This is a genomic window from Streptomyces sp. NPDC006997 (assembly GCF_040635175.1).
Classification (GTDB): Bacteria; Actinomycetota; Actinomycetes; order Streptomycetales; family Streptomycetaceae; genus Streptomyces.
The window spans coordinates 177,703-200,508 of sequence record NZ_JBEYHH010000012.1 but is presented as its reverse complement, the minus strand read 5'-3'; the positions used below and the strand labels follow the sequence as shown (position 1 = coordinate 200,508).

Genomic DNA, 22,806 nt, shown 5'->3' with positions numbered 1-22,806 from the left:
GCACAGACTCATATCGACCCCCTTGACACCGGAGGGCCCGTTGTCCCGCTTCGCGCTCATCAAGGCAGTGCTCGGACCGATCATGCGCCTGATGTTCCGCCCCAGGGTGGAGGGCGTGGAGCACATCCCGGGCGAAGGTCCGGTGATCCTCGCGGGCAACCACCTGACCTTCATCGACTCCATCATCCTGCCCCTCGTCACCAAGCGTCAGGTGTTCTTCATCGGCAAGGACGAGTACGTCACCGGCAAGGGCCTCAAGGGGCGGCTGATGGCGTGGTTCTTCACCGGCACCGGCATGATCCCCGTCGACCGGGACGGCGCGAGCGGCGGGGTGGCGGCGCTGATGACCGGGCGCCGGGTGCTGGAGGAGGGGCGGATGTTCGGCATCTACCCCGAGGGCACGCGCTCCCCCGACGGGCGGCTCTACCGGGGTCGGACCGGGATCGCGCGGCTGACGCTGATGACCGGGGCGCCGGTGGTGCCGTTCGCGATGATCGGCACGGACAAGTTGCAGCCGGGCGGGGCGGGGATGCCGCGGCCGGGGCGGGTGACGGTGCGGTTCGGTGAGCCGATGGAGTTCTCCCGGTACGACGGGATGGACCGGGACCGGTACGTGCTGCGGGCGGTGACCGACTCCGTGATGGCGGAGGTCATGCGGCTGTCGGGGCAGGAGTACGTGGACATGTACGCCACCAAGGCCAAGAAGGCGGCGTAGGGCTCCGCCGGTTGTGCGGGTGCGGGTTCGTTGTGGCTTGTCGCGCCCCCGCGGCGGAGCCGCATATCGATACGGCCCCGCGCCCCTAGGGGGAGCTCTCCAACCGTTGGTCGCGTAGCAGGTGCCAGGCTGCCGCTGACGCGATGAGCAGGACCGTCGCCCCCACTCCCGACGCCAGGGTCAGGCCGTCCACGAAGGACTGGCGGGCCGCGTCCAGCAGGGTCGCGGACGTGGGCGCGGGCAGGTGCGCCGCCGCCTCCACCGCGCCGCCCAGCGACTCGTGGGCGGCGTCCGGGGTGCCCGTGGGGGCCGGGAAGCCGCGGTAGACGCCGGTCACGATGGAGCCGAGCAGCGCGATGCCCAGGGCCGCGCCGAGTTCGTAGGCCGTCTCCGAGACCGCGGACGCGGCGCCCGCCTGTTCCCTCGGTACGGCGGTCAGGATCACGTCGGCGGTGACGGTGAACGAGAACCCGGCCCCGACACCGACGACGAGCAGCGCGCCCCCGAGCAGCGGGTACCCGGTGTGCTGGTCGAGGAGGGTCAGCGCGGCGAGCGCCAGACCGACCGCGGCGAGACCGCCGGAGACCACCGACCGCACCGAGAAGCGCCGGGCGGCGTGGCCCGCGACCAGTCCGGCCGCCACCGCGCCGACGGCGGCGGGCAGCTCGGCGAGGCCCGCCTCGAACGGGCGCCTGCCCTGGACGAGTTGCAGGTACTGCGAGAGGAAGAACACCAGGCCCGACATGCCGAGGATGGTCAGCAGGTCGGCGAGGACCGCCCCGCTGAAGCCGCGGTGCCGGAACAGCCGCATGTCCAGCAGCGGGGTGGGCAGGGTGAGCTGCCGCCGGACGAACCCGCCGAGCGCCGCCGCACCCAGCAGGCCCGCAGCCAGCGGCTCCCAGCCGGGGCCGTGGGCGGCGAGTTCCTTGACGCCGTAGACCACGCCGACCACGCCGACCAGGGACAGGGCGACGCTGGGCAGGTCCCAGGGGCCGGGGGCGGGGTCGCGGGACTCGGGCAGCAGCCTGGCGCCGACCAGCACCAGGACCGCCATCACCGGCAGGTTGATCAGGAAGACCGAGCCCCACCAGAAGTGCTCCAGGAGCAGCCCGCCCACGATCGGGCCGACGGCGGTGCCCGCGGAGGCGGTGGCGCCCCAGACGCCGACGGCGAGGCTGCGCTCGCGCGGGTCGTGGAAGAGGTTGCGGATCAGGGCGAGAGTGGCCGGCATCAGGGTGGCGCCCGCGACGCCGAGGAGGGCGCGGGCCAGGATCAGCAGCCCGGGGGTGGTGGCGTAGGCGTTGAGGACGGAGACCGCGCCGAACGCGGCGGCGCCGACGAGCAGGATCCGCTTGCGGCCGATCCGGTCGCCGAGGCTGCCCATGGAGACCAGCAGACCGGCGATCACGAACGAGTAGACGTCACCGATCCACAGCAGCTGGGTGCCGGTCGGGGCGAGGTCCTCGCTGATGTACGGGGTGGCGAGGCCGAGGACGGTGGCGTCGACGGCCACCAGCAGCACGGCGAGCACGAGCACGGCCAGGGCGAGCCAGCGGCCGGGGCGCGCTGCCCCCTCCGTGGCGTCGGCGGGCCGCAGGGTGCTGGTCATGGTTCCTCTCTCCGGAGCGCGCCGCCGAGCAGCAGCTCGACGATCATGTGCTGGAAGTCCCTGGCGGCGACCCGCCCGTCCAGGGCGGCCCAGGCCGCGGCGCCGACGAGGCCGTAGAGCGCCTCGGTGAGCCAGGCGGGGCTCAGGTCGATGCGGAACTCGCCGCCGTGCTGGCCGCGGCGGAACAGCGCGGCGATCCGGGCGTCGAGGCGTGACCAGCCCGCGTGCTGTTCCTCGCCCTCGAAGAGCTGGTTCTCGGTGACGAGGAAGGCGAGCAGTCCGGCGGCGGGTTCGATCTCGCGCACCAGCCGCCGTACGGCGTCGGTGGCGCTGCCCTCGTCGAGGCGGGCCGCGTCCAGGGCGGCCTCGCACTCGGCGATGCCGAGCGACTCCAGGGCGCGGACCAGGGCGTCCCGCCCGGCGAAGTGCCGGTGCAGGGTGGCGCGGCTGATCCCGGCGGCCCTGGCGACCTCGTCCATGGTCGCGGTGGACTTGCGGGTCAGCAGGGCGGCGGCGCTGCGGAGTACGTGGTCACGGTCGACAGCCATGAGGCAACCATAACCCACATGAGACACGAATGTCTCATGTGGGGCGTGCGTGACTCACATCTCGTGGAGCGGTGGTCCTCAGTGCCAGGGCAGCTGCGCGCGCCGCTCCCAGTACGCCCCCGGCTCCTCCACCAGGGTGGCCAGCAGGGCGAGCTGCTCCTCGTCGAGGTCGACGACCGGCGCGTGCAGGTTGGAGGCGAGCTGGGTGAGGGTCGCGGCGCCGGAGAGCACGACACCGGCCCAGGGCTGTCGCAGGACCAGGGCGAGGGCGACGGCGTCACAGCCGAGGGTGGTCTCGTCGGCGACCGACTTCAGGGCGGCGGGCGCGTGCGGCTCGGCGAGCCGGCCGTTGGCCATGCCCTCCTTGACGATCACCGTGAGCCCCGCGGCGTGCGCCTCGGCGAGGGCGGGGGCGGCCGAGGTCTCCAGGGCGTTGTAGGTGGACTGGACGGTACGGAAGAGGGGCTCGCCGTCGACCGTGACCTCCAGCGCGGCCCGGATCGCGTCGGCCTGTGCGGGGCCGCTGGTGGAGAAGCCGACGGTCAGCCCTCCGGCGGCGGCCTCGGCGAGCCGGGCGTGCAGTTCCTTGTCGGTGAGGGCCGGGCTCTCCGGGGTCACCGAGTGGATCTGGTAGAGGTCGAGCCGGTCGCCGAGCAGGTCGGCGCTCTCCGCCCGCTGCCGCTCGTACGCGGCGAGGCTGTGGTCCTTGACCTCGTGCCGCTCGGCGTCGGTGGTCCAGTCGGCGGTGTAGGTGTAGCCCCACTTGCTGCCGATGACGACGTCGTCGGCGTCGGGCCGGTCCCGCAGCCAGTCCGCGAGGAACTCCTCGGAACGGCCGTAGGAGCGGGCGGCGTCGAAGTAGCGCACGCCCTGGGCGTAGGCGGCGTCCAGGAGGTCGTGGGTGCGCAGGCGCAGCGCGTCCACGCCGCGGGCCTCGCCGAGGTCCTGGTCACGGCCGAGGTTGATGTAGCCGGGACGCCCCACGGCGGCCAGCCCCAGGCCGATGTGGCAGGTGGGGGTCGTCGCTGTGGCCAGGCGGGCGAAGGGCATCGCGGGCTCCGTTCCGATCACTTACAGCTTCTGACCAACGTAACCCGCGATGACGTTCGTTTCATGGGGTGGCGTGCGCGGGTACGTCGCGGCTGGTCGTGCCCACGCGGTGGAGCCGCATGTCGGCACGGCCCCGCGCCCGCGCCGCCCTCAAGCCCGCTTCTTCGCGTCCGCCCAGCGGTGCTGGGCCGCCACGTCCGTCTTGACCTCCGCCAGTTGCACGGCGACCGCGCTCGGGGCCGTGCCGCCCCGGCCGTCGCGGGAGGCGAGGGCGCCCGGGACGTCGAGGACCTCGCGGACCTCGGGGGTGAGGTGGGCGGAGATCTTCGCGAACTGCTCGTCCGTCAGCTCGTCCAGCTCCTTGCCCTCCGCCTCCGCGACCTTGACGCACTCCCCCGCGACCTCGTGCGCGACACGGAACGGCACGCCCTGCCTGACCAGCCACTCGGCGATGTCGGTGGCGAGGGAGAACCCGGCCGGGGCCAGCTCCGCCATGCGCTCGCGGTGCACGGTGAGGGTGGCCATCATGCCGGTGAAGGCGGGCAGCAGGACCTCCAGCTGGTCGATGGAGTCGAAGACCGGCTCCTTGTCCTCCTGGAGGTCGCGGTTGTAGGCCAGCGGGAGCGCCTTGAGGGTGGCCATCAGACCGGTGAGGTTGCCGATGAGCCGTCCGCTCTTGCCGCGCGCCAGCTCCGCGATGTCCGGGTTCTTCTTCTGCGGCATGATCGACGAACCGGTGGAGAAGGCGTCGTGCAGGGTGACGAAGGAGAACTCCTTCGTGTTCCAGATGATGACCTCCTCGGCGATCCGGGAGATGTTCACACCGATCATCGCGGTGATGAAGGCGAACTCGGCGACGAAGTCGCGGGAGGCCGTGCCGTCGATGGAGTTGGCGGCGGACCCGTGCTCGAAGCCGAGGTCCTTCGCCACCGCCTCCGGGTCCAGGCCGAGGGAGGAGCCCGCGAGGGCGCCCGAGCCGTACGGCGACACCGCCGTGCGCTCGTCCCACTGGCGCAGCCGCTCGGCGTCCCGGGTCAGGGACTGCACATGGGCGAGGACGTGGTGGGCGAAGAGCACCGGCTGTGCGTGCTGGAGGTGGGTGCGGCCGGGCATCGCCACGTCCGGGTGGGCCTCCGCGAGGCCGATCAGCGCGTCCTGGAGGTCGGCGATCAGAGCGCCGATGGTCCGGGCGTGGTCCCGCAGGTACATCCGGAAGAGGGTCGCGACCTGGTCGTTCCGCGACCGGCCCGCGCGCAGTTTGCCGCCGAGGTCGGGGCCGAGCCGCTCCAGCAGACCGCGCTCCAGGGCGGTGTGCACGTCCTCGTCGGCGACGGTGCCGACGAACGCCCCGGACGCCACGTCCGCTTCCAGCCGGTCGAGCCCGGCGAGCATCCGGGTCAGCTCGTCCTCGGTGAGCAGCCCCGCGCCGTGCAGCACGCGCGCGTGGGCACGCGATCCGGCGATGTCGTAGGGCGCGAGCCGCCAGTCGAAGTGGACGGACGCGGACAGCTTGGCCAGGGCCTCGGCGGGACCGTCGGCGAACCGGCCGCCCCAGAGCCGTACGTCACCGCTGTTGCTGCTCACTTGCTGCGCTCCTAGAGGGTCGTGGATGTGCCACCGCCTCCCCACGGCACGAGTGAGGAGGCGGCTGTCAGGCTAGTGCGTGTGAGGGACCGTCAGACGGTCACGCCAGGTCCCGCTTGGCGGCGATCTTCGACGACAGGCTGTAGATGTCGATGAAGCCCTTGGCCGCGGCCTGGTCGAAGGTGTCGCCGGTGTCGTAGGTGGCGAGGTTGAAGTCGTACAGCGACGACTCGGAGCGGCGGCCGGTGACGACGGCGCGGCCACCGTGCAGGGTCATCCGGATGTCGCCGTTGACGTGCTGGCTGGCCTCGTCGACGAAGCCGTCCAGGGCGCGCTTGAGCGGGGAGAACCACTGGCCGTCGTAGACCAGCTCGCTCCAGCGCTGCTCGACGCCGCGCTTGTAGCGGGCGAGTTCGCGCTCGACGGTGACGTTCTCCAGCTCCTGGTGGGCGGTGATCAGGGCGATCGCGCCGGGGGCCTCGTAGACCTCGCGGGACTTGATGCCGACGAGGCGGTCCTCGACCATGTCGATGCGGCCGACCCCCTGGGCGCCCGCGCGCTCGTTGAGCTGCTGGATGGCCTGGAGGACGGTGACGGGCTTGCCGTCGATGGCGACCGGGACGCCCTCCTTGAAGGTGATGACCACCTCGTCGGGCTCCCGGGAGACGGCCGGGTTCTGGGTGTACTCGTAGATGTCCTCGATCGGCGCGTTCCAGATGTCCTCCAGGAAGCCGGTCTCGATGGCGCGCCCGAAGACGTTCTGGTCGATCGAGTACGGCGACTTCTTGGTGGTCGCGATCGGCAGGCCCTTCTCCTCGCAGAAGGCGATGGCCTTGTCGCGGGTCATGGCGTAGTCGCGGACCGGGGCGATGCACTTCAGGTCGGGGGCGAGGGCGACGATCCCCGCCTCGAAGCGGACCTGGTCGTTGCCCTTGCCGGTGCAGCCGTGCGCGACGGTGTCGGCGCCGTGCTTGTGGGCGGCGGCGACGAGGTGCTTGACGATGGTGGGCCGGGAGAGGGCGGAGACCAGCGGGTAGCGGTCCATGTAGAGGGCGTTCGCCTTGATCGCGGGGAGGCAGTACTCCTCGGCGAACTCGTCCCTGGCGTCGGCGACCTCGGCCTCGACGGCCCCGCAGGCGAGCGCGCGCTTGCGGATGACGTCCAGGTCCTCGCCGCCCTGGCCGACGTCCACGGCAACGGCGATGACCTCGGCGCCGGTCTCCTCGGCGATCCAGCCGATGGCGACGGAGGTGTCCAGACCGCCTGAGTAGGCGAGTACGACGCGCTCGGTCACGGGGTTTCTCCTCACACTGCATTCGCTGACATGCATGAGTATGCAGCACTCTGCATGGTTCGTCAATCTCCGCTCCCACCTGCCACCCCCTCTCGATATTTCCTTAGACAAACGAATGAAATGTACGAATACTGTGCGCATGGGAAAGACCTATGAGCGCATAGACGGCAGACTCCGCACCTTCATCGAGGAGCAGCCCCTCTTCTTCACCGCCACCGCCCCCCTCTCCGGCGACGGGACGGTCAACCTCTCTCCCAAGGGACTCAAGGGTTCCTTCGCCGTGCTGGACGAGCGCACCGTCGCCTACCTCGACTTCGCGGGCTCCACCGCGGAGACCGTGGCCCACCTGCGGGAGAACGGGCGGATCACGCTGATGTGGTGCGCCTTCCAGGGGCCGCCGAACGTCGTCCGGGTGCACGGCCGGGGCGAGGCGGTCCTCCGCGACGACCCCCGATTCCGGGAACTCCTCACTCACTTCCCCGACATCGACCCCACCCCGCACGGACCGCGCGCGATCATCGTCGTGACCGCCGACCTCATCCGCGACAGCTGCGGCTACGCCGTCCCCTACATGGCGTACGACAGCGAACGCGACCTGCACGAGCGGCGCTTCGCGCGGGAGGACGACGCCTCGCTGAGCGCGTACTTCGCCAAGAAGGACCACATCGCCACCAGCCTCGACGGCCTGCCAGGGCTCCCCCTCCCGCTCCCGCCCCTCGGATAGCCCCGTCCGGCGCCACCCGGCTGGCGGGGCGGCGCCCGCCCACGGGGCGTGTCGCGAGCGTCCCGCCTGCCGCCCGACGCCTGGAACTCCCCCAAGCCCTTCGAGCAGGGGGGAGACCCCACTCGCCGCGCCAGACGCCGCTCGGCCCGCCCCGCGGGCGGACGACGGGGCCTTCGCGACACGCCCTGGCGTCGCTGCCGCGCACCGCCGCCGTCGTCGCCCTCGTGTTCCCGCTGACCGGCGTCGCCCCCGCCGACCCGGGCGTGCCGCCGGACCGGATGGCCGACACCGGCGGCGGCAGCCAGCTCGTCACCGCCGTCGCACCGGGCCCGGGCGCCACGGCCGGCGCCCTCGCCTGGTGGGGCCCACGGGGCGGTCGCTGGCCGCGGACCGGCTCCGCACCGGCCCGGTCGGCGCGCACAACCCCGCCGAGGGCGCCCTTCCGGCGGCAGGGCACGCCCACCACCCCGACCGGCCTGTAGGACCCTGCGGTACGCCTTCGGCACCCGACCGGCGCCGCGCGGGACGTCGTACCGCTGCCGGCCCGTCCGGCGGGACTCCTGGTGGTGCGGTGCCAGGACAACCGCCCCCCGCCGTGACGCCGCGCCCACTGACCACCTCACGGCGAGCCCGGCGCCGCTGAACACCGGGCCCTTCCCGCACGTATCTCTGGGCCGAGGGACCCCGACACGCCCCCGTCCCCCGCCCCGGAGGAACCGTGACCACCACGCTCGCCAGCGGTCGTGCCGCCCGGCGTCAGACCATGCGCCGTATCCGTCCGCGCCGCAATCCCGCCGTGCCGCTGCTGATCGCCTTGTGGGCGGGCGCGGCCGGGGTGCTCTGGCTGTGGTGGCGGAGCACCCCGGCCGTCGCCGACCGGACGGGGCAGGTGCTGGGCGCGGGGCGGATCACGGGGCTGCTCGCCGGTTACCTGATGGCGCTGGTGGTGCTCCAGATGGCGCGGGTGCCCGCCCTGGAGCGGCGGGTGGGCTCGGACCGGGTGGCCCGCTGGCACGCGATGACCGGCCGCTACACGCTCTGCCTGGTCATCGCCCATGTCTTCCTCATCACCTGGGGGTACGCCCTCCAGGCGGGCCGGGACCTCGGCTACCTCGTGGGGCAGTTCGTCGACCTGGTGACCGGGCTGCCGGAGATGGGCAAGGCCGCCATCGGCGCCGGGCTGCTGCTGTTCATCGGGCTGGTGTCGATCGGCGGCATCCGCCGCCGACTGCCGTACGACGCCTGGTACCACGTCCACGTCCTCATGTACGTGGCCGTGTTCCTGACGTTCTGGCACCAACTCGCCGCCGGGCACGAGTTCGCCGTCGAGCCGCTCGCGAAGACCTTCTGGTACGCGCTGTACGGCACGGTCACCGCGCTGGTGGTCTGGTACCGGTTCCTCGTGCCGGTCCGGCTGAACGTGCGGCACCGGATGCGGGTGGAGGCGGTGATCGAGGAGACGCCGGGGATCGTGTCGGTGCTCATCGGCGGGCGCAGGCTGCACCGGATGGGCGCGGAGGCGGGGCAGTTCTTCCGGTGGCGGTTCCTCGCGCCGGGGATGCGGTTCAGTTCCCACCCGTACTCGCTGTCGGCGGCGCCCCGGCCGGGGATGCTGCGGATCACCGTGAAGGCGATCGGTGACCACAGCGCCCGGCTGCGGGAGCTGACGCCCGGCACGCGCGTGTGGGCCGAGGGGCCCTACGGCGCCCTGACCGCCGCGCGGCGCAGCCGGGGCAAGGTGCTGCTCGTCGCGGGCGGTGTCGGCATCACGCCCATGCGGGCCCTGTTCGAGACGCTGCCGGGTGCCTCCGGCGACATCACCCTGCTGTACCGGGCCAACAGCACCCAGGACCTCGCCCTCTGGGACGAGCTGGCCGCGATCGCCGACGAGCGGGGGGCCAGGCTGATGTACGCCGTCAACAGCCCGGACGGCGCGCGCCCGGACATCTCGGCCGAGTCGCTGGGCCGGAAGATCCCGGACATCGAGCGCCACGACGTCTTCCTGTGCGGGCCGCCCGGCTTCGCGCAGTCGGTGTACGAGGCACTGCGCGGGGCGGGCGTCCCGGCCCGCCGCATCCACCACGAGTCGTTCGAGATGTGAGCCCCTTCCGTAGGGACACCCCTCGCCGCCGTTCTTCGCGAATCAGGAGCCACGCAAGATGAGGAAGAGTCACCCGCTCCGGCGCGTCGTGCTCACCACCGCCGCCACCGTCTCCGGGATCGTGCTGCTGCTGTCGCTGAAGCCGGGCGCCGACCCGGGGTCCGCGGCGGCGGGCGAGGCGGTACCGCAGCGGACCGCGGCGGCACCGCCCTCGGCGGCCCAGTCCCCGGGCGGTGCGACGCTCACCGGCAGCGTGGCGCAGACGCAGTACGGGCCCGTGCAGGTCCGCATCACGGTGCGGGGCGGCAGGGTCACCCGGGCGGAGACCGTCCAGGCGCCGGACAGCGACGCCACCAACGACGCCCTGCCCCAGCTCAACAAGGCCGCCGTCACCGCCGGCAGCGCCGACATCGACGCCGTCTCCGGGGCCACCTACACCAGCGAGGGGTACCGGAAGTCGTTGCAGTCCGCCCTGGACCAGCTCCCGGCCGGGGGCTGAGCCGGTGGCGGACTCCGCGCAGGCTCCCGCCGCGGTACGGCACGTGGAGGAGACGATGGGGACCGTCTTCTCCTTCGACGTCCGCGGCGGGGACCCCGACGCCGTACGGGCCGCCCTGCGCGAGGCGGTCGCCGGGCTGCGCGAGGCCGACGCCGTGTTCAGCACCTTCCGCGAGGACAGCCAGGTCTCCCGGCTGGCCCGCGGTGAGCTGACCGTGGCGGAGTGCGCGCCCGAGGTCGGTGAGGTGCTGGAGCTGGGCGCCGAGGCGGAGCGGGTCAGCGACGGCTGGTTCAGCCTCGCGTACGAGGGGCGGCTGGACCCCACCGGCGTCGTCAAGGGCTGGGCGGTCGAGCGGGCGGCGCGGCGGCTGGCGGCGGCCGGGGCGAGCGGGGTCAGCCTCAACGGCGGCGGGGACGTGCAGTTGCTCGGCGCTCCCGGGGCGCGGCGGCCCTGGCGGGTGGGGGTGGCCGATCCGCTGCGGCCGGGTGGGCTCGCGGCGGTGGTGTCCGCGGCCGGGGCGCCCGAACTGGCCGTCGCCACGTCCGGGTCGGCGGAGCGGGGGGCGCATGTCGTGGACCCGCGCACGGGGCGCTCCGCGGTGACGGACCTCGTCGCCGTGACCGTCGTCGCGCCCCGGCTGACCTGGGCGGACTGCTGGGCCACCGCCGCCTTCGCGATGGGTTCCCGGGCCGCGCTGGCCTGGCTGGAGGGCCTGCCGGACGTGGAGGGACTGCTGATCACGGCGGGCGACGAGGTGCGGTGCACCAGGGGCCTGGCCGCCCGGTTGGGGTGACCCTCCCCGCCCGGGGCCGCAGGGACCCCGCGACCAGCGACGGCGCCCCCGCACCCGGCGACGGGGGAAGGGCTCAGTGGCCGTTCTGGGCCAACCGCAGCAGATGGTCCGCCAGGGCCTGCCCGCCCGCCGGGTCCCGGCTGATCAGCAGCAGCGTGTCGTCACCGGCGATCGTCCCGAGGATGTCCTGCAGCTCCGCCTGGTCGATGGCCGAGGCGAGGAACTGCGCGGCACCGGGCGGAGTGCGCAGGACCACCAGGTTCGCGGAGGCCTCCGCGGAGATCAGCAGCTCCTGGGAGAGCCGCCGCATCCGCTCCTCCTTCGCCGACTCCCCCAGCGGCGCCCGCGGGGTACGGAAGCCGCCCTCGCTGGGCACCGCGTAGATGAGGTCGCCGTCGTTGTTGCGGATCTTGACCGCGTTCAGCTCGTCCAGGTCGCGGGAGAGCGTCGCCTGGGTGACGCTCAGCCCGTCGTCGGCGAGGAGTTTCGCCAGCTGGCTCTGGGAGCGCACCGGTTGCCGGTTGAGGATGTCCACGATCCGGCGGTGGCGTGCCGTGCGGGTCTGCGGCACGGCGGGCCCGTGATCCTGCGCCTGACTCATCGTCGTCTCATTCTCCGGCTCGTCCGTCCCCGTGACTTGCGTCGAGGACGCCGGGCAGGGCCCGGAGGAACGTGTCCACCTCGTCGTCGCCGAGGTTCAGCGGCGGCATCAGCCGTACGACCTCGGGGGCGGGCGCGTTCACCAGGAGACCGGCGTCCTGAGCCGCCTGCTGCACCTGTGCCGCGAGTGGCTCGGTGAGCACGATACCCAGGAGCAGGCCCGCGCCCCTGACGTGGCTGATCAACGGGTGGCCCAGCGACTCGATTCCGTCGCGCAGCGTCTCGCTCTGCCGCTTGACGTTCTCCAGCAGCCCGTCGTCCGCGATGGTGTCGAGGACGGCGAGTCCGGCGGCGCAGGCGACCGGGTTGCCGCCGAAGGTGGTGCCGTGCTGGCCCGGCCGGAGCAGCTCCGCCGCCCGTCCGAAGGCGACCGTGGCGCCGAGCGGCAGCCCGCCGCCGAGGCCCTTGGCGAGGGTGACGACATCGGGCAGGACGCCCTCGTGGGCCTGGTACTCGAACCAGTTCCCGGTCCGTCCGACGCCGGTCTGCACCTCGTCGAGGACGAGCAGCGCGCCGGTGGCGGCGGTGATGGCGCGGGCCGCCTTGAGGTAGTCGGCGGGGGGCACGACGACGCCGTTCTCGCCCTGCACCGGCTCGATGATGACCAGCGCGGTCTCCTCGGTGACCGCCGCCGCCAGCGCCTTGGCGTCGCCGTACGGCACGTGTGTCACGTCACCGGGCAGCGGCAGGAACGGCTCCTGCTTGCCGGGCTGGCCGGTCAGGGCGAGGGCGCCCATGGTGCGGCCGTGGAAGCCGCCCCGGGTGGCGACCATGTGGGTCCGCCCGGTCAGCCGGCCGATCTTGAACGCGCCCTCGTTGGCCTCGGCGCCGGAGTTGCAGAAGTACACCTTGCCTTCGCGGCCGAAGAGCTGGAGGAGCCGTTCGGCGAGGGCGACGGGCGGTTCGGCGACGAACAGGTTGGAGACGTGGCCGAGGGCGCCGATCTGCGCGCTGACCGCCTCGACGACCGCCGGGTGGGCGTGGCCGAGCGCGTTGACGGCGATGCCGCCGACGTAGTCGAGGTACTCCTTGCCGTCGGCGTCCCACAGCCGGGTGCCCGCGCCGCGGACGAGGGGGAGGCGGGGGGTGCCGTAGTTGTTCATCAGCGAGCCCTGCCACCGCTGGGTCAGCTCCTGGTTGGCGGTCATCCCCGGTCCCCCCGTTTCTCGTCCGGCACGACCATCGTGCCGACCCCTTCGTCCGTGAAGATCTCCAGCAGGATCGCGTGCTGGACGCGGCCGTCGATGACGCGGGCGGTGGTGACGCCGTTGCGCACGGCGTGCAGACAGCCCTCCATCTTCGGCACCATCCCGGAAGACAGGTCGGGCAGCAGCTTCTCCAACTGGGCGGCGGTGAGGCGGCTGATCACCTCGTCGCTGTGGGGCCAGTCCTCGTAGAGGCCCTCGACGTCGGTGAGGACCATGAGGGTCTCCGCGCCCAGCGCGGCAGCGAGTGCCGCAGCCGCCGTATCAGCATTGACGTTGTAGACCTGGCCCCCTTTTTCGGAGGCGTCCTGGGAGCGGGCGATGGAGGAGACGACCGGGATGCGGCCGTCGGCGAGCAGGGCCTCGATGGCGCCCGTGTCGATCGAGGTGATCTCGCCCACCCGGCCGATGTCGACGGCCTCGCCGTCGATCTCGGGCAGGTGCTTGGTGGCGGTGATGGTGTGCGCGTCCTCGCCGGTGAGTCCGACGGCGAGCGGTCCGTGCTGGTTGAGCAGCCCGACCAGCTCCCGCTGGACCTGCCCGGCCAGCACCATCCGTACGACGTCCATGGCGTCCTCGGTGGTGACCCTGAGGCCCGCCTTGAACTCGCTGACGATGCCGTGCCGGTCGAGGGCGGCGCTGATCTGCGGGCCGCCGCCGTGCACGACGACCGGCTTGAGACCGGCGTGGTGCAGGAAGACGACGTCCTGCGCGAAGGCGGCCTTCAGCTCCTCGTCGACCATGGCGTTGCCGCCGAACTTGATGACGACGGTCTTGCCGTTGTGCCGGACCAGCCAGGGCAGCGCCTCGATGAGGATCTGGGCCTTGGGGAGCGCGGTGTGCTTCCGCGTCGTGTTGCTCATGACGAGTACGCGCTGTTCTCGTGGACGTAGTCGGCGGTGAGGTCGTTGGTCCAGATGGTGGCGGTCGCGGAGCCCGCGGCGAGGTCGGCGACGATGTGCACCTCGCGGTAGCGCATGTCGACCTTGTCGCGGTCCTCGCCGACGCCGCCGTTCTTGCAGACCCAGACGCCGTTGATGGCGACGTTGAGCTGGTCGGGTTCGAAGGCGGCCTTCGTGGTGCCGATGGCGGAGAGCACGCGGCCCCAGTTGGGGTCCTCGCCGTGGAGGGCGCACTTGAGGAGGTTGTTGCGGGCGATGGAGCGGCCCACCTCGACGGCGTCGTCCTCGCTGGCCGCGCCCACGACCTCGACCTTGATGTCCTTGCTGGCGCCCTCGGCGTCCCGGACGAGCTGCTGGCCGAGGTCGTCGCAGACCTGCCGTACGGCGTCGGCGAACCCGGCGTGGTCGGGGACCGCCCCGCTCGCGCCGGAGGCGAGCAGGAGCACGGTGTCGTTGGTGGACATGCAGCCGTCGGAGTCGACGCGGTCGAAGGTGACGCGGGTGGCGTCCCGCAGCGCCCGGTCGAGCACCGTGCTGTCGAGGTCGGCGTCGGTGGTGAGGACGACCAGCATGGTGGCGAGGCCGGGAGCGAGCATCCCGGCGCCCTTGGCCATGCCGCCGACGGTCCAGCCGTCCCCGCTGACCACGGACGTCTTGTGGACGGTGTCGGTGGTCTTGATGGCGATGGCGGCCTTCTCCCCACCGTGCTCGGACAGCTGGGCGGCGGCGGTCTCGACGCCGGGCAGCAGCTTGTCCATGGGCAGCAGGACGCCGATCAGGCCGGTGGAGCAGACGGCGACCTCGCCGGCGCCGATACCGAGGACGTCGGCGGCCTTCTCGGCGGTGGCGTGGGTGTCCTGGAAGCCCTTCGGGCCGGTGCAGGCGTTGGCGCCGCCGGAGTTGAGGACGACGGCGGTCAGCTCACCGCTCCTGAGCACCTGCTCCGACCAGAGCACGGGCGCGGCCTTGACGCGGTTGGAGGTGAAGACTCCGGCGGCGGCGCGGCGGGGTCCGGTGTTGACCACGAGGGCCAGGTCCGGGTTGCCGTTCTCCTTGATCCCGGCGGCGATGCCCGCCGCCGTGAACCCTTTCGCTGCCGTCACACTCACGGCGCAACTCCGATCGTCGTCAGCCCGGTGGTCTCGTCGAGTCCGAGGGCGATGTTCATGCTCTGGACGGCACCGCCCGCGGTGCCCTTGGTCAGGTTGTCGATGGCGCTGATCGCGATGATGCGCCGGGTGGCGGCGTCGTACGCGACCTGCACCTGAACGGCGTTGGAAGCCTGGACGGACGCCGTGGCGGGCCACCGCCCCTCGGGGAGGAGGTGGACGAAGGGCTCGTCGGCGTACGCCTTCTCGTACGCGGCGCGCACCGACTCGGCGGTCACGCCCTCCCGGGCGGTGGCGCTGCACGTGGCGAGGATGCCGCGGGACATGGGGGCGAGGGTCGGGGTGAAGGACACGGCGACCCGCTCGCCCGCCGCCGCGCTCAGGTTCTGGATCATCTCGGGGGTGTGCCGGTGGCCGCCGCCGACGCCGTACGGCGCCATGGAGCCCATGACCTCGCTGCCCAGCAGGTGCGGCTTGGGTGCCTTGCCCGCGCCGGAGGAGCCGGAGGCGGCGACGATCACGGCCTCCGGCTCGGCGAGCTGGGCGGCGTACGCCGGGTACAGCGCGAGGGAGACGGCGGTCGGGTAGCAGCCGGGTACCGCGACGCGCTTGGACCCCTCCAGCGCGGCGCGGGCACCCGGCAGTTCGGGGAGGCCGTACGGCCAGGTCCCGGCGTGTGGGGAGCCGTAGAACGCCTCCCAGTCAGCGGCGTCCGCGAGCCGGAAGTCGGCGCCCATGTCGACGACGAGCACGTCGGGACCGAGCTGCTCGGCGACGGCGGCGGACTGCCCGTGCGGCAGCGCGAGGAAGACGACGTCGTGCCCGGCGAGCACCTCGGGCGTCGTCTCCCGCAGCACGCGGTCGGCCAGTGGCAGCAGGTGCGGCTGAAGCGCCCCGAGCCGCTGCCCGGCGTTGGAGTTGCCGGTCAGGGCACCGATCTCCACCCCCGGGTGCCCCAGCAGCAGACGCAGCACCTCCCCACCCGCGTACCCACTCGCCCCGGCCACTGCCGCACGTACCGTCATGGAAAGACCCTCCTCCTGGAGAGCATGACTATACGTTTCGCTGCACTTTTATGCAATCCCGGTCGGTAGCGGGCGCCCCTGGGAACGTCACCGAGTTCGGCGCGAAGGTGCACGCGAACTCCTCGCCGGTGCGGGCGTCGCGGCTGGCGACCTGGCGGAACGGCTCGGCGGGCCTGTCGTCGGTGAAGCCGCCCCAGAGCTGGCCGTCGAGGTAGAGGCCGGCCTGGCGGCCCCGTACCTTCACGTCGATGTCGTAGGCGCGACCGGTCTCGACGGAGTGCGGCTTGGCGAGGAGGGGTAGTTCGAAGAATCAGACATCGTTCAGCACTTCGAACGGCAAGATGGGGAGGGGTGCGTACGCGTCAATGGTTCACGTGGGGGCCCGGGGAACGGAGAGCGGCGGGTGAGGGACGAGTTCTGGCCAGTGCCGGACGCGCTGGCGTTTCTGGCCGGACGGTGGGGAGTCGAGCGGTCCGTGCGGGATCTGGCCGCCGGGGACGAGGGCCGCTTCACGGGGACGACGGATTTCGGCCACCTGGACGGCGGCGGTCTCCTCCACCACGAGTCCGGCACTTTCCTGTGGCGCGGTGTGGCCCGGCCCGCCGAGCGCACCCTGCGCTTCCTGCCCGGCCCGACGCCCGGCACCGCCGACGTCCGCTTCGCCGACGGGCGCTTCTTCCACGACCTGGACCTGACGACCGGGCGGCACACCGCCGACCACCCGTGCTCGGCCGACCTCTACCGCGGCGAGTTCAGCGTGCGGGACCGCGACCGGTGGCGGACGGTGTGGCGGGTCCGGGGTCCGGCGAAGGACCTGGTGCTCAGCACCGACTACCGGCGCCTAGGCGCATGACGGGTACGCCGCCGGGGTGCCGTCCAGGCACAGGTGCCAGCGGCCCGCCCAGCCGGTGACGGTGGTCGTCGACAACGGGCGCACGTCGATGTTCCAGTAGGTCGCGGGCGGTGCCTTGAGCGCGTAGACGAGGGCCGCGCGGATCACCGACGGCTCCGCCACGGCGACGATCCGGCCGTTCTCCTCCACCGGCCGGGTGTTGAGCCAGCCGCCGACCCGGGAGATGAACGCCAGCAGCGACTCACCGCCGTGCGGGGTGGAGCGCGGGTCGGCGAGCCAGGCGTCCACGGCGTCCGGTTCCCTGGCCATCGCCTCGCCGAGGGTCAGTCCGCGCCAGCGGCCCATGTGGCAGTCCCGCAGGGCTGGCTGGACCAGCGGGTGGTAGCCGAGGGCGTCCCCGGTGGCGCGGCTGCGCGGGGTCGGCGAGCAGTACCGCAGCTCGGCCGCGGCGAGCGGGAGCAGGTCACGGGCGGCGTGCTGGACCTCCTCCCAGCCCGGCTGGTCCAGCGGCCGGTCGTCCTCGAACCGCTCGGCGAGCAGGGGGGAGCTGCGGGCGCTGGCGACGAACGTGACCCGAAGTGCCATGCGGGGATCGTGAGCCCCGAAAGAGCGCTGGTCAAGAGGTGTTACCTGGGAGTTACCGTGGGTGCGTGAACCTTCACCCGAAGGTCAGCGCCAGCCACTGGTCAGGACGCTCCAGCGCCCGGAACCCGACCTTGGCGTAGACGTCGTGGGCGTCGTGAGTGGCGAGCATGATCCGCCGCACGCCGTACCCCCGCAGCTCCTCGCGTACCGCCGCCGCCAGCGCCGTCCCGATGCCCTTGCCGCGTACCGTGCGGTCGACGTACACGTCGCAGAGCCAGGCGAAGGTGGCGCGGTCGGTCACCACCCGGGCGTAGGCGACCTGGGTGCCGGAGGCCGTGTCGTATACCCCGAGGTTGAGCGAACCGGCGATCGCCTGGTCCTGCTTCTCCCGGGACCGGCCCAGCGCCCAGTACGCGTCGGTGGACAGCCAGCGGTGCACCCGCGCGGCGTCGACGCGGTCGGGGTCGGTGGAGATCTCGTAGCCCTCGGCGAGGCGCGGCACGTCGTCGGTCATGTGGGGGATGGTCGCAAGGGACGGGAGTGGCCGTCGAGCGGTTTACCGCCCGCGCGGGAGCACCTCGTCGCAGGCCGCCCGCAGCCGTCGTACCCCTTCGGCGATCTCCCCGACCGACGCCACCGCGGCGAAGCTCAGCCGGATGTGGGCGGCCGGGGGTTCGGCGCTGAAGTAGGGGCGTCCCGGGGTGATGGCGACGCCCGCGCGCAGGGCGGCGGCGGTCAGCGCCACGTCGTCGGTGCCGTCGGGCAGCCGGAGCCACAGGTGGTAGCCGCCGGACGGGACGTGCGGCAGGGCCAGTTCGGGCAGGTGCAGCCGGAGCGCGGCGGTCAGCGCGTCCCGGCGGGCCCGCAGCTCCGCCGACACCGACCGCAGATGGCGCGGCCAGGCGGGCGAGCCGACCAGTTCGAGGGCGGCCTCCTGGAGGGGGCGGGGGACGAAGAAGGTGTCGACGACCTGGATGGCGCGCAGCCGTTCCAGGACCGGGCCGCGCGCGGCGAGGGCGCTGACCCGGAAGCTGGGCGAGGTCGCCTTGGTGAGCGAGCCGACGTGGACGACGACGCCGTCCGGGTCGTCGGCGGCGAGCGGGCGCGGCAGCGGGGGCGCGTCCTCGTGCACCAGGCGCCGCACGAAGTCGTCCTCGACGACGAACGCCCCGGCCGCGCGGGCGATGCGCAGCACCTCACCGCGCCGGTCGGCCGCGAGCACGGCGCCGGTGGGGTTCTGGAACAGCGGCTGGCAGACGAGGACCCGGGCGCCGGTGGCGCGGAACGCGTCGGCGAGCAGGGCGGGCCGTACGCCGTCGGCGTCCACGGGGACGGGTACCGGGCGCAGTCCGGCGGCGCGGGCGATGGCCAACATGCCGGGGTAGGTGGGCGACTCCACCAGGACGGGCGCGCCGGGCGGGGCGAGGGCGCGCAGGGCGGTGGTCAGGGCGGACTGGCCGCCCGCGGTGACGAGCACCTCGGCGGCGGTGACGGCGCCGCCGAGGCCGCGAGCGAACCACTCCCGCAGCTCGGGCAGGCCGTCCATCGGCGGGCGTCCCCAGGCGCCGGGACGGCGGCCCGCGCGGGACAGGGCGGCGGCCATCGCCCGCTCCGGCTGGAGGGAGGGGTGCAGGTAGCCGCCGTTGAACTCGACGACGCCGGGTGAGGGGGCGGCCAGCGAGACCAGCACCCCGGAGGCGTCCACGGAGCGCGGTACGAGGTCGGCGGCGCCGTCGGCGCTGAGCGCGACCTCCTGCCAGGAGGTGTCCCCGGCGGGCGGCGGGGTGGCGGTGCGGGGGCGGGCGCGGAAGGCACCGGCGCCGGGCCGGGTGACGACGAGGCCCTCGGCGGCGAGCTGGGCGAGGGCCCGCGAGACGGTCACCGGGCTGACCCGGAACCGTTCGACGAGGGCCCGGCTCGACGGGAGCTTTCCGTCCACCGGATAGCGGTTCAGCTCTCTCCTCAACTGTTCCGCCAGTTCAGCCACGCTGCTACGCTCATGCATGAGAGCAGAGAGTAGCGCTATCGCGCCGACCCCGATAGCGGTCAGCATCCCGGAAACCCCAGGGCGCGGCACCGGCACCCTGCTGGCCGCCCTCGGCGTCACCGCCTTCTCCCTCACCTTCCCGGCGACCGCCTGGGGTCTTGAGGGGTTCGGGCCCTGGTCGCTGGTGGCGGTGCGCAGTGTGCTGGCGGCGCTGATCGCGGGCGCCTGTCTGCTGGCGCTGCGGGTGGCACCGCCGGAGCGGCGGCACTGGGCGGGGCTCGCGGTGGTGGCCGCGGGGGTCGTCGTCGGCTTCCCGATGCTGACCACGCTCGCGCTCCGGACGTCGACCACCGCGCACGCCGCCGTCGTGGTCGGCCTGCTCCCACTGACGACCGCGCTGTTCTCCGCCCTGCGGATGGGCACCCGGCCCTCGCGCACCTTCTGGACGGCGGCGCTGGCGGGCGCGGCGGCGGTGGTCGCGTTCACCGTGCGGCAGAGCGGCGGCGCGCTCACCTCCGCCGACCTCTACCTCTTCGCGGCGCTGCTGGTGTGCGCCGCCGGGTACACCGAGGGCGGGCGGCTGGCCCGGGTCATGCCGGGCTGGCAGGTGATCGGCTGGGCCCTGGTGCTGTGTCTGCCGCTGGCGCTGCCCGCCGCCGCGCTGGCCCTGTCGTACGAACCCGTCCAGCTCACCGGGCACAGCGTGGCCGGGGTGCTGTGGGTGGCGGCGGGCTCGCAGTTCCTGGGCCTGGTGGTCTGGTACCGGGGCATGGCGGCCATCGGCATCCCCAGGGCGAGCCAGTTGCAGTTGGCCCAGCCGCTGCTCACACTGGTGTGGTCGGTGCTGCTGCTCGGCGAGCACCTGACGGTGGCCGCCCCGCTGACGGCCGCGGCGGTGCTGGTCTGCATCGCCGTCACGCAACGGGCGCGCGGCTGAACGGCACCCGTCCACGCGGGGCCCGACCGGCAGCGCGCGCCGTAGACTCGGGCAGAGCCACGGACCGCTGCTCCCGCACTCGGAGGAGGCCCAAGATGCGCGCACGCGTGGGCGACCAGCTTGTCCAGCACGGCAGGGTGGTCGGACAGCAGGACAAGGTCGGCGAGATCGTCGAAGTGATGGGCCAGGAGGGCAACCCGCCGTTCCGGGTCCGCTTCGAGGACGGCCACGAGGGCGTCTGCTCCCCCGGCCCCGACACGGAGATCCGGCACCGGGAGACCACCGGACAGTAGCGCCTCAGCTCGGCGGCGGTGCCGGCCGCTGGTAGTGGTCGGCCACCACCCGCGCCATCGCCCCGATCCGGTCCTCCCGCACCTCCTTCGCGGCGAAGAAGACATGGCCGCGCACCTCCGGGTGGTCCGCGGCGAGGGTGAGGTGCCGGGACAGCTCCGCCGGGTCCTGCCAGGCGGCGCCCTGGGCGGGGTCGCCGGCGCGGTACAGCGCCTCGCCGACGTACAGCCGGGTCTTCGTGCCCCGGGCCACCTCGGACCACCAGGGCACCAGCTGGGCGTAGTCGGCGGGGGCGTTGCCGGTGTGCCAGTACAGCTGGGGGCAGAGGTAGTCGATCCAGTTCTCCCTGACCCACTTGCGGGTGTCGGCGTGCTGGTCGTCGTAGGACTGCAGGGCCCGGGTGTCGGAGCCGCGCGGGTCGTTGTCGGCGTTGCGCCAGACGCCGAAGGGGCTGATGCCGAAGCGGGCGGCCGGGCGGGTCTTTCCGATCCCGGTCGCCATGTCGCGCACCAGCCGGTCGATGTTGTCCCGCCGCCAGGCGGCCCGGTCGGGGAAGCCGCCACCGTGGGCGTCGTAGGCGGCGTCGTCGTCGAAGGTCTGGCCGGGCACCGGGTACGGGTAGAAGTAGTCGTCGAAGTGGACGGCGTCCACGGCGTACCCGCGGACCGCGTCCAGCATCGCCGTCCGCACGAAGGCGCGGACCTCCGGCAGCCCGGGGTTGTAGTAGAGCCGTCCGCCGTAGGCCACCACCCAGTCGGGGTGCTGGCGCGCGGGGTGGGAGGCGACGAGGCGGGTCGGGTCGTCGTGCGCGGCGATCCGCAGCGGGTTGCACCAGGCGTGCAGTTCGAGCCCGCGGGCATGGGCCTCGGCGACGGCGGTGCCCAGCGGGTCCCAGCCGGGGTCGCGGCCCTGGGTGCCGGTGAGGCACTCCGCCCAGGGCTCGTGCGGTGACGGCCACAGGGCGTCCGCGGTGGGCCGTACCTGGAAGATCACCGTGTTGAGGCGGCGGCGGACCGCGGTGTCGAGGTGGGCGAGGAGTTCGGCGCGCTGCTCGGCCGCGGTGAGGCCGGGCTCGGACGGCCAGTCGCGGTTCTGCACGGTCGCCAGCCACACGCCCCGCATCTCCCCCGTGCCGGCGGCCCGGGGTCGCCCGGTGCGGGAGGGGGTGGCGGACACGTCCGCGCCCGAGGCCAGGGTCGACAGGGCGACCAGGGCGAACGCCCGCCGTGACAGCCGTCCCATGGAACAACACCCCCATACGCTGCGGATCCGATCGGTCACGGATCGTACCGCGCTCCAGGATGCCTCCACCCCGTCGATCGATCATCGATACTTGGGGGTAACGTGCACGATCGGAGCAGGGCTGGCAGCAAGGACGCCGCAACCCGGTGGACTGACCGGCCGTGGATCAGCGAAAGGGACGATGTGACCGGCAGTTCGGGAGATATCGCGCGCGTCGGAGTGGTGGGCTGCGGTCAGATGGGGGCGGGCATCGCCGAGGTCTGCGCTCGGGCGGGCCTGGAGGTGAGGGTCGCCGAGACCACCGGCGAGGCCCTGGAGATCGGCCGGACCCGGCTGCTGAACTCCCTCGGCAAGGCCGCCGAGCGCGGCAAGATCAGCGAGGCCGAGCGGGACGCCACGCTGGACCGGCTGAGCTTCACCACCGACCTCGGCGAGTTCGCCGACCGTGATCTGGTGATCGAGGCCGTCGTCGAGAACGAGCACGTCAAGACCGAGATCTTCCAGGTGCTCGACCAGGTGGTGACCCGGCCGGACGCGATCCTGGCCTCCAACACCTCCTCGATCCCGCTGGTGAAGCTGGCGGTCGCCACCTCCCGCCCGGACCAGGTCGTCGGCATCCACTTCTTCAACCCGGCCCCGGTGCAGCAGCTCGTCGAGCTGATCCCCGCGCTCACCACCTCCGAGGGCACCCTCGGCCGGGCCCAGCTGTTCACGGAGAAGCTGCTCGGCAAGCACGCGATCCGCGCCCAGGACCGTTCGGGCTTCGTGGTCAACGCCCTGCTGATCCCGTACCTGCTCTCCGCGATCCGGATGTTCGAGACGGGCATCGCCAGCCGCGAGGACATCGACAACGGCATGGAGATGGGCTGCGCCCACCCGATGGGCCCGCTGAAGCTGTCCGACCTGATCGGTCTGGACACGGTGGCGTCGGTCGCGCAGAGCATGTACGACGAGTACAAGGAGCCGCTGTACGCCGCTCCCCCGCTGCTCCAGCGGATGGTCGACGCGGGCCGCCTCGGCCGTAAGACCGGCTCCGGGTTCTACACCTACGGCTGAGCACTGAACGTGACGTTCCGCGGGCCCGGCACCCTTT

25 protein-coding genes are annotated in these 22,806 nt (G+C 73.0%); 10 read left to right on the top strand and 15 right to left on the bottom strand.

The window, feature by feature from the left end; all coding sequences use genetic code 11:
* Positions 1-40 precede the first annotated feature (40 nt).
* Positions 41-715 carry a lysophospholipid acyltransferase family protein gene (locus ABZ659_RS14835; RefSeq protein WP_360218523.1) on the top strand — a complete coding sequence of 225 codons (675 nt, stop codon included), beginning with the start codon at positions 41-43 and terminating at the stop codon, positions 713-715.
* Between the two features lie 85 nt (positions 716-800).
* On the opposite strand, the gene ABZ659_RS14830 is transcribed toward ABZ659_RS14835, so the two are convergent.
* The 5 genes from ABZ659_RS14830 to ABZ659_RS14810 all read right to left on the bottom strand — a co-directional run bounded on the left by ABZ659_RS14830 (position 801) and on the right by ABZ659_RS14810 (position 6,800).
* Positions 801-2,324 carry an MFS transporter gene (locus ABZ659_RS14830; RefSeq protein ID WP_360218520.1) on the bottom strand — a complete coding sequence of 508 codons (1,524 nt, stop codon included), beginning with the start codon at positions 2,322-2,324 and terminating at the stop codon, positions 801-803.
* Positions 2,321-2,872, bottom strand: a complete 552-nt coding sequence (locus tag ABZ659_RS14825; RefSeq protein WP_360218517.1) for a helix-turn-helix domain-containing protein — start codon at positions 2,870-2,872, stop codon at positions 2,321-2,323. Before ABZ659_RS14825 ends, ABZ659_RS14830 begins: the two co-directional genes overlap by 4 nt.
* A 78-nt stretch (positions 2,873-2,950) precedes the next feature.
* On the bottom strand, positions 2,951-3,922 hold the full coding sequence (locus ABZ659_RS14820) for an aldo/keto reductase (RefSeq protein ID WP_360218514.1): 972 nt from the start codon (positions 3,920-3,922) through the stop codon (positions 2,951-2,953).
* Between the two features lie 150 nt (positions 3,923-4,072).
* The gene (gene argH / locus ABZ659_RS14815; RefSeq protein WP_360218511.1) at positions 4,073-5,506 is read right to left on the bottom strand and encodes an argininosuccinate lyase; all 1,434 of its coding nucleotides are present in this window, start codon (positions 5,504-5,506) and stop codon (positions 4,073-4,075) included.
* Between the two features lie 100 nt (positions 5,507-5,606).
* Positions 5,607-6,800 carry an argininosuccinate synthase gene (locus ABZ659_RS14810; protein WP_360218508.1) on the bottom strand — a complete coding sequence of 398 codons (1,194 nt, stop codon included), beginning with the start codon at positions 6,798-6,800 and terminating at the stop codon, positions 5,607-5,609.
* A gap of 139 nt (positions 6,801-6,939) precedes the next feature.
* On the opposite strand from ABZ659_RS14810, the gene ABZ659_RS14805 reads away from it, so the two are divergent.
* From ABZ659_RS14805 to ABZ659_RS14785, 5 genes are all read left to right on the top strand, one after another.
* Positions 6,940-7,524, top strand: coding sequence for a pyridoxamine 5'-phosphate oxidase family protein (locus tag ABZ659_RS14805; protein WP_360218505.1), 585 nt, complete (start codon positions 6,940-6,942; stop codon positions 7,522-7,524).
* 224 nt (positions 7,525-7,748) lie between these two features.
* Positions 7,749-8,006 carry a hypothetical protein gene (locus ABZ659_RS14800; RefSeq protein WP_360218502.1) on the top strand — a complete coding sequence of 86 codons (258 nt, stop codon included), beginning with the start codon at positions 7,749-7,751 and terminating at the stop codon, positions 8,004-8,006.
* A gap of 236 nt (positions 8,007-8,242) precedes the next feature.
* Positions 8,243-9,625: a ferredoxin reductase family protein gene (locus ABZ659_RS14795; RefSeq protein ID WP_360218499.1), complete on the top strand. Its 1,383-nt coding sequence runs from the start codon at positions 8,243-8,245 to the stop codon at positions 9,623-9,625.
* Between the two features lie 58 nt (positions 9,626-9,683).
* Positions 9,684-10,124 carry an FMN-binding protein gene (locus tag ABZ659_RS14790; protein ID WP_360218496.1) on the top strand — a complete coding sequence of 147 codons (441 nt, stop codon included), beginning with the start codon at positions 9,684-9,686 and terminating at the stop codon, positions 10,122-10,124.
* A gap of 55 nt (positions 10,125-10,179) precedes the next feature.
* Positions 10,180-10,917, top strand: coding sequence for an FAD:protein FMN transferase (locus ABZ659_RS14785; RefSeq protein WP_360218575.1), 738 nt, complete (start codon positions 10,180-10,182; stop codon positions 10,915-10,917).
* Positions 10,918-10,990: 73 nt separating this feature from the next.
* Here ABZ659_RS14785 and ABZ659_RS14780 read toward each other — a convergent pair whose 3' ends face one another.
* From ABZ659_RS14780 to ABZ659_RS14755, 6 genes are read right to left on the bottom strand one after another with little or no spacing between them, the layout of a single operon-like run.
* Positions 10,991-11,518 carry an arginine repressor gene (locus ABZ659_RS14780; RefSeq protein ID WP_360218493.1) on the bottom strand — a complete coding sequence of 176 codons (528 nt, stop codon included), beginning with the start codon at positions 11,516-11,518 and terminating at the stop codon, positions 10,991-10,993.
* A 7-nt stretch (positions 11,519-11,525) separates the two neighbouring features.
* Positions 11,526-12,725 carry an acetylornithine transaminase gene (locus ABZ659_RS14775; RefSeq protein WP_360218490.1) on the bottom strand — a complete coding sequence of 400 codons (1,200 nt, stop codon included), beginning with the start codon at positions 12,723-12,725 and terminating at the stop codon, positions 11,526-11,528.
* Entirely contained in the window at positions 12,722-13,645 is a 924-nt protein-coding gene (argB, locus tag ABZ659_RS14770) for an acetylglutamate kinase (protein WP_360218487.1), read from the bottom strand. Before argB ends, ABZ659_RS14775 begins: the two co-directional genes overlap by 4 nt.
* The gene (argJ, locus tag ABZ659_RS14765; RefSeq protein ID WP_360218484.1) at positions 13,642-14,793 is read right to left on the bottom strand and encodes a bifunctional glutamate N-acetyltransferase/amino-acid acetyltransferase ArgJ; all 1,152 of its coding nucleotides are present in this window, start codon (positions 14,791-14,793) and stop codon (positions 13,642-13,644) included. Before argJ ends, argB begins: the two co-directional genes overlap by 4 nt.
* Positions 14,790-15,818, bottom strand: a complete 1,029-nt coding sequence (gene argC, locus ABZ659_RS14760) for an N-acetyl-gamma-glutamyl-phosphate reductase (RefSeq protein ID WP_360218481.1) — start codon at positions 15,816-15,818, stop codon at positions 14,790-14,792. The genes argJ and argC overlap by 4 nt, the downstream gene beginning before the upstream one ends.
* 28 nt (positions 15,819-15,846) lie before the next feature.
* Positions 15,847-16,062: a hypothetical protein gene (locus tag ABZ659_RS14755; RefSeq protein WP_360218478.1), complete on the bottom strand. Its 216-nt coding sequence runs from the start codon at positions 16,060-16,062 to the stop codon at positions 15,847-15,849.
* 159 nt (positions 16,063-16,221) lie between these two features.
* Between ABZ659_RS14755 and ABZ659_RS14750 the strand changes: the two genes are divergently transcribed.
* A complete protein-coding gene (locus tag ABZ659_RS14750; protein WP_360218475.1) occupies positions 16,222-16,671 on the top strand; it encodes a DUF6314 family protein in 450 nt (149 codons plus the stop codon).
* Here ABZ659_RS14750 and ABZ659_RS14745 read toward each other — a convergent pair.
* The 3 genes from ABZ659_RS14745 to ABZ659_RS14735 form a co-directional block, all read right to left on the bottom strand.
* Positions 16,660-17,256 carry a histidine phosphatase family protein gene (locus ABZ659_RS14745; RefSeq protein WP_360218472.1) on the bottom strand — a complete coding sequence of 199 codons (597 nt, stop codon included), beginning with the start codon at positions 17,254-17,256 and terminating at the stop codon, positions 16,660-16,662. The genes ABZ659_RS14750 and ABZ659_RS14745 overlap by 12 nt on opposite strands.
* Before the next feature lie 73 nt (positions 17,257-17,329).
* Positions 17,330-17,770, bottom strand: coding sequence for a GNAT family N-acetyltransferase (locus tag ABZ659_RS14740; RefSeq protein ID WP_360218469.1), 441 nt, complete (start codon positions 17,768-17,770; stop codon positions 17,330-17,332).
* Between the two features lie 42 nt (positions 17,771-17,812).
* Complete coding sequence (locus ABZ659_RS14735) at positions 17,813-19,261, bottom strand: PLP-dependent aminotransferase family protein (RefSeq protein ID WP_360218466.1); 1,449 nt, start codon at positions 19,259-19,261, stop codon at positions 17,813-17,815.
* Between ABZ659_RS14735 and ABZ659_RS14730 the strand changes: the two genes are divergently transcribed.
* On the top strand, positions 19,260-20,180 hold the full coding sequence (locus tag ABZ659_RS14730) for a DMT family transporter (RefSeq protein WP_360218463.1): 921 nt from the start codon (positions 19,260-19,262) through the stop codon (positions 20,178-20,180). The two genes, ABZ659_RS14735 and ABZ659_RS14730, sit on opposite strands and share 2 nt — an antisense overlap.
* A 95-nt stretch (positions 20,181-20,275) precedes the next feature.
* Entirely contained in the window at positions 20,276-20,473 is a 198-nt protein-coding gene (locus ABZ659_RS14725; protein ID WP_360218460.1) for a DUF1918 domain-containing protein, read from the top strand.
* A gap of 4 nt (positions 20,474-20,477) precedes the next feature.
* Here ABZ659_RS14725 and ABZ659_RS14720 read toward each other — a convergent pair whose 3' ends face one another.
* Positions 20,478-21,713, bottom strand: coding sequence for a family 10 glycosylhydrolase (locus ABZ659_RS14720; RefSeq protein ID WP_360218457.1), 1,236 nt, complete (start codon positions 21,711-21,713; stop codon positions 20,478-20,480).
* Between the two features lie 183 nt (positions 21,714-21,896).
* On the opposite strand from ABZ659_RS14720, the gene ABZ659_RS14715 reads away from it, so the two are divergent.
* The gene (locus tag ABZ659_RS14715) at positions 21,897-22,769 is read left to right on the top strand and encodes a 3-hydroxybutyryl-CoA dehydrogenase (RefSeq protein WP_360218454.1); all 873 of its coding nucleotides are present in this window, start codon (positions 21,897-21,899) and stop codon (positions 22,767-22,769) included.
* Positions 22,770-22,806: the final 37 nt, after the last annotated feature.

Bases quoted from the DNA above. Each gene is read 5' to 3' on its own strand.
- ABZ659_RS14830 (WP_360218520.1), bottom strand. From the start codon at position 2,324: ATGACCAGCACCCTGCGGCCCGCCGACGCCACGGAGGGGGCAGCGCGC.
- ABZ659_RS14825 (WP_360218517.1), bottom strand. From the start codon at position 2,872: ATGGCTGTCGACCGTGACCACGTACTCCGCAGCGCCGCCGCCCTGCTG.
- ABZ659_RS14820 (WP_360218514.1), bottom strand. From the start codon at position 3,922: ATGCCCTTCGCCCGCCTGGCCACAGCGACGACCCCCACCTGCCACATC.
- ABZ659_RS14805 (WP_360218505.1), top strand. From the start codon at position 6,940: ATGGGAAAGACCTATGAGCGCATAGACGGCAGACTCCGCACCTTCATC.
- ABZ659_RS14790 (WP_360218496.1), top strand. From the start codon at position 9,684: ATGAGGAAGAGTCACCCGCTCCGGCGCGTCGTGCTCACCACCGCCGCC.
- ABZ659_RS14785 (WP_360218575.1), top strand. From the start codon at position 10,180: ATGGGGACCGTCTTCTCCTTCGACGTCCGCGGCGGGGACCCCGACGCC.
- ABZ659_RS14780 (WP_360218493.1), bottom strand. From the start codon at position 11,518: ATGAGTCAGGCGCAGGATCACGGGCCCGCCGTGCCGCAGACCCGCACG.
- ABZ659_RS14775 (WP_360218490.1), bottom strand. From the start codon at position 12,725: ATGACCGCCAACCAGGAGCTGACCCAGCGGTGGCAGGGCTCGCTGATG.
- argB (WP_360218487.1), bottom strand. From the start codon at position 13,645: ATGAGCAACACGACGCGGAAGCACACCGCGCTCCCCAAGGCCCAGATC.
- argC (WP_360218481.1), bottom strand. From the start codon at position 15,818: ATGACGGTACGTGCGGCAGTGGCCGGGGCGAGTGGGTACGCGGGTGGG.
- ABZ659_RS14745 (WP_360218472.1), bottom strand. From the start codon at position 17,256: ATGGCACTTCGGGTCACGTTCGTCGCCAGCGCCCGCAGCTCCCCCCTG.
- ABZ659_RS14740 (WP_360218469.1), bottom strand. From the start codon at position 17,770: ATGACCGACGACGTGCCGCGCCTCGCCGAGGGCTACGAGATCTCCACC.
- ABZ659_RS14730 (WP_360218463.1), top strand. From the start codon at position 19,260: ATGAGAGCAGAGAGTAGCGCTATCGCGCCGACCCCGATAGCGGTCAGC.
- ABZ659_RS14735 (WP_360218466.1), bottom strand. From the start codon at position 19,261: ATGCATGAGCGTAGCAGCGTGGCTGAACTGGCGGAACAGTTGAGGAGA.
- ABZ659_RS14725 (WP_360218460.1), top strand. From the start codon at position 20,276: ATGCGCGCACGCGTGGGCGACCAGCTTGTCCAGCACGGCAGGGTGGTC.
- ABZ659_RS14720 (WP_360218457.1), bottom strand. From the start codon at position 21,713: ATGGGACGGCTGTCACGGCGGGCGTTCGCCCTGGTCGCCCTGTCGACC.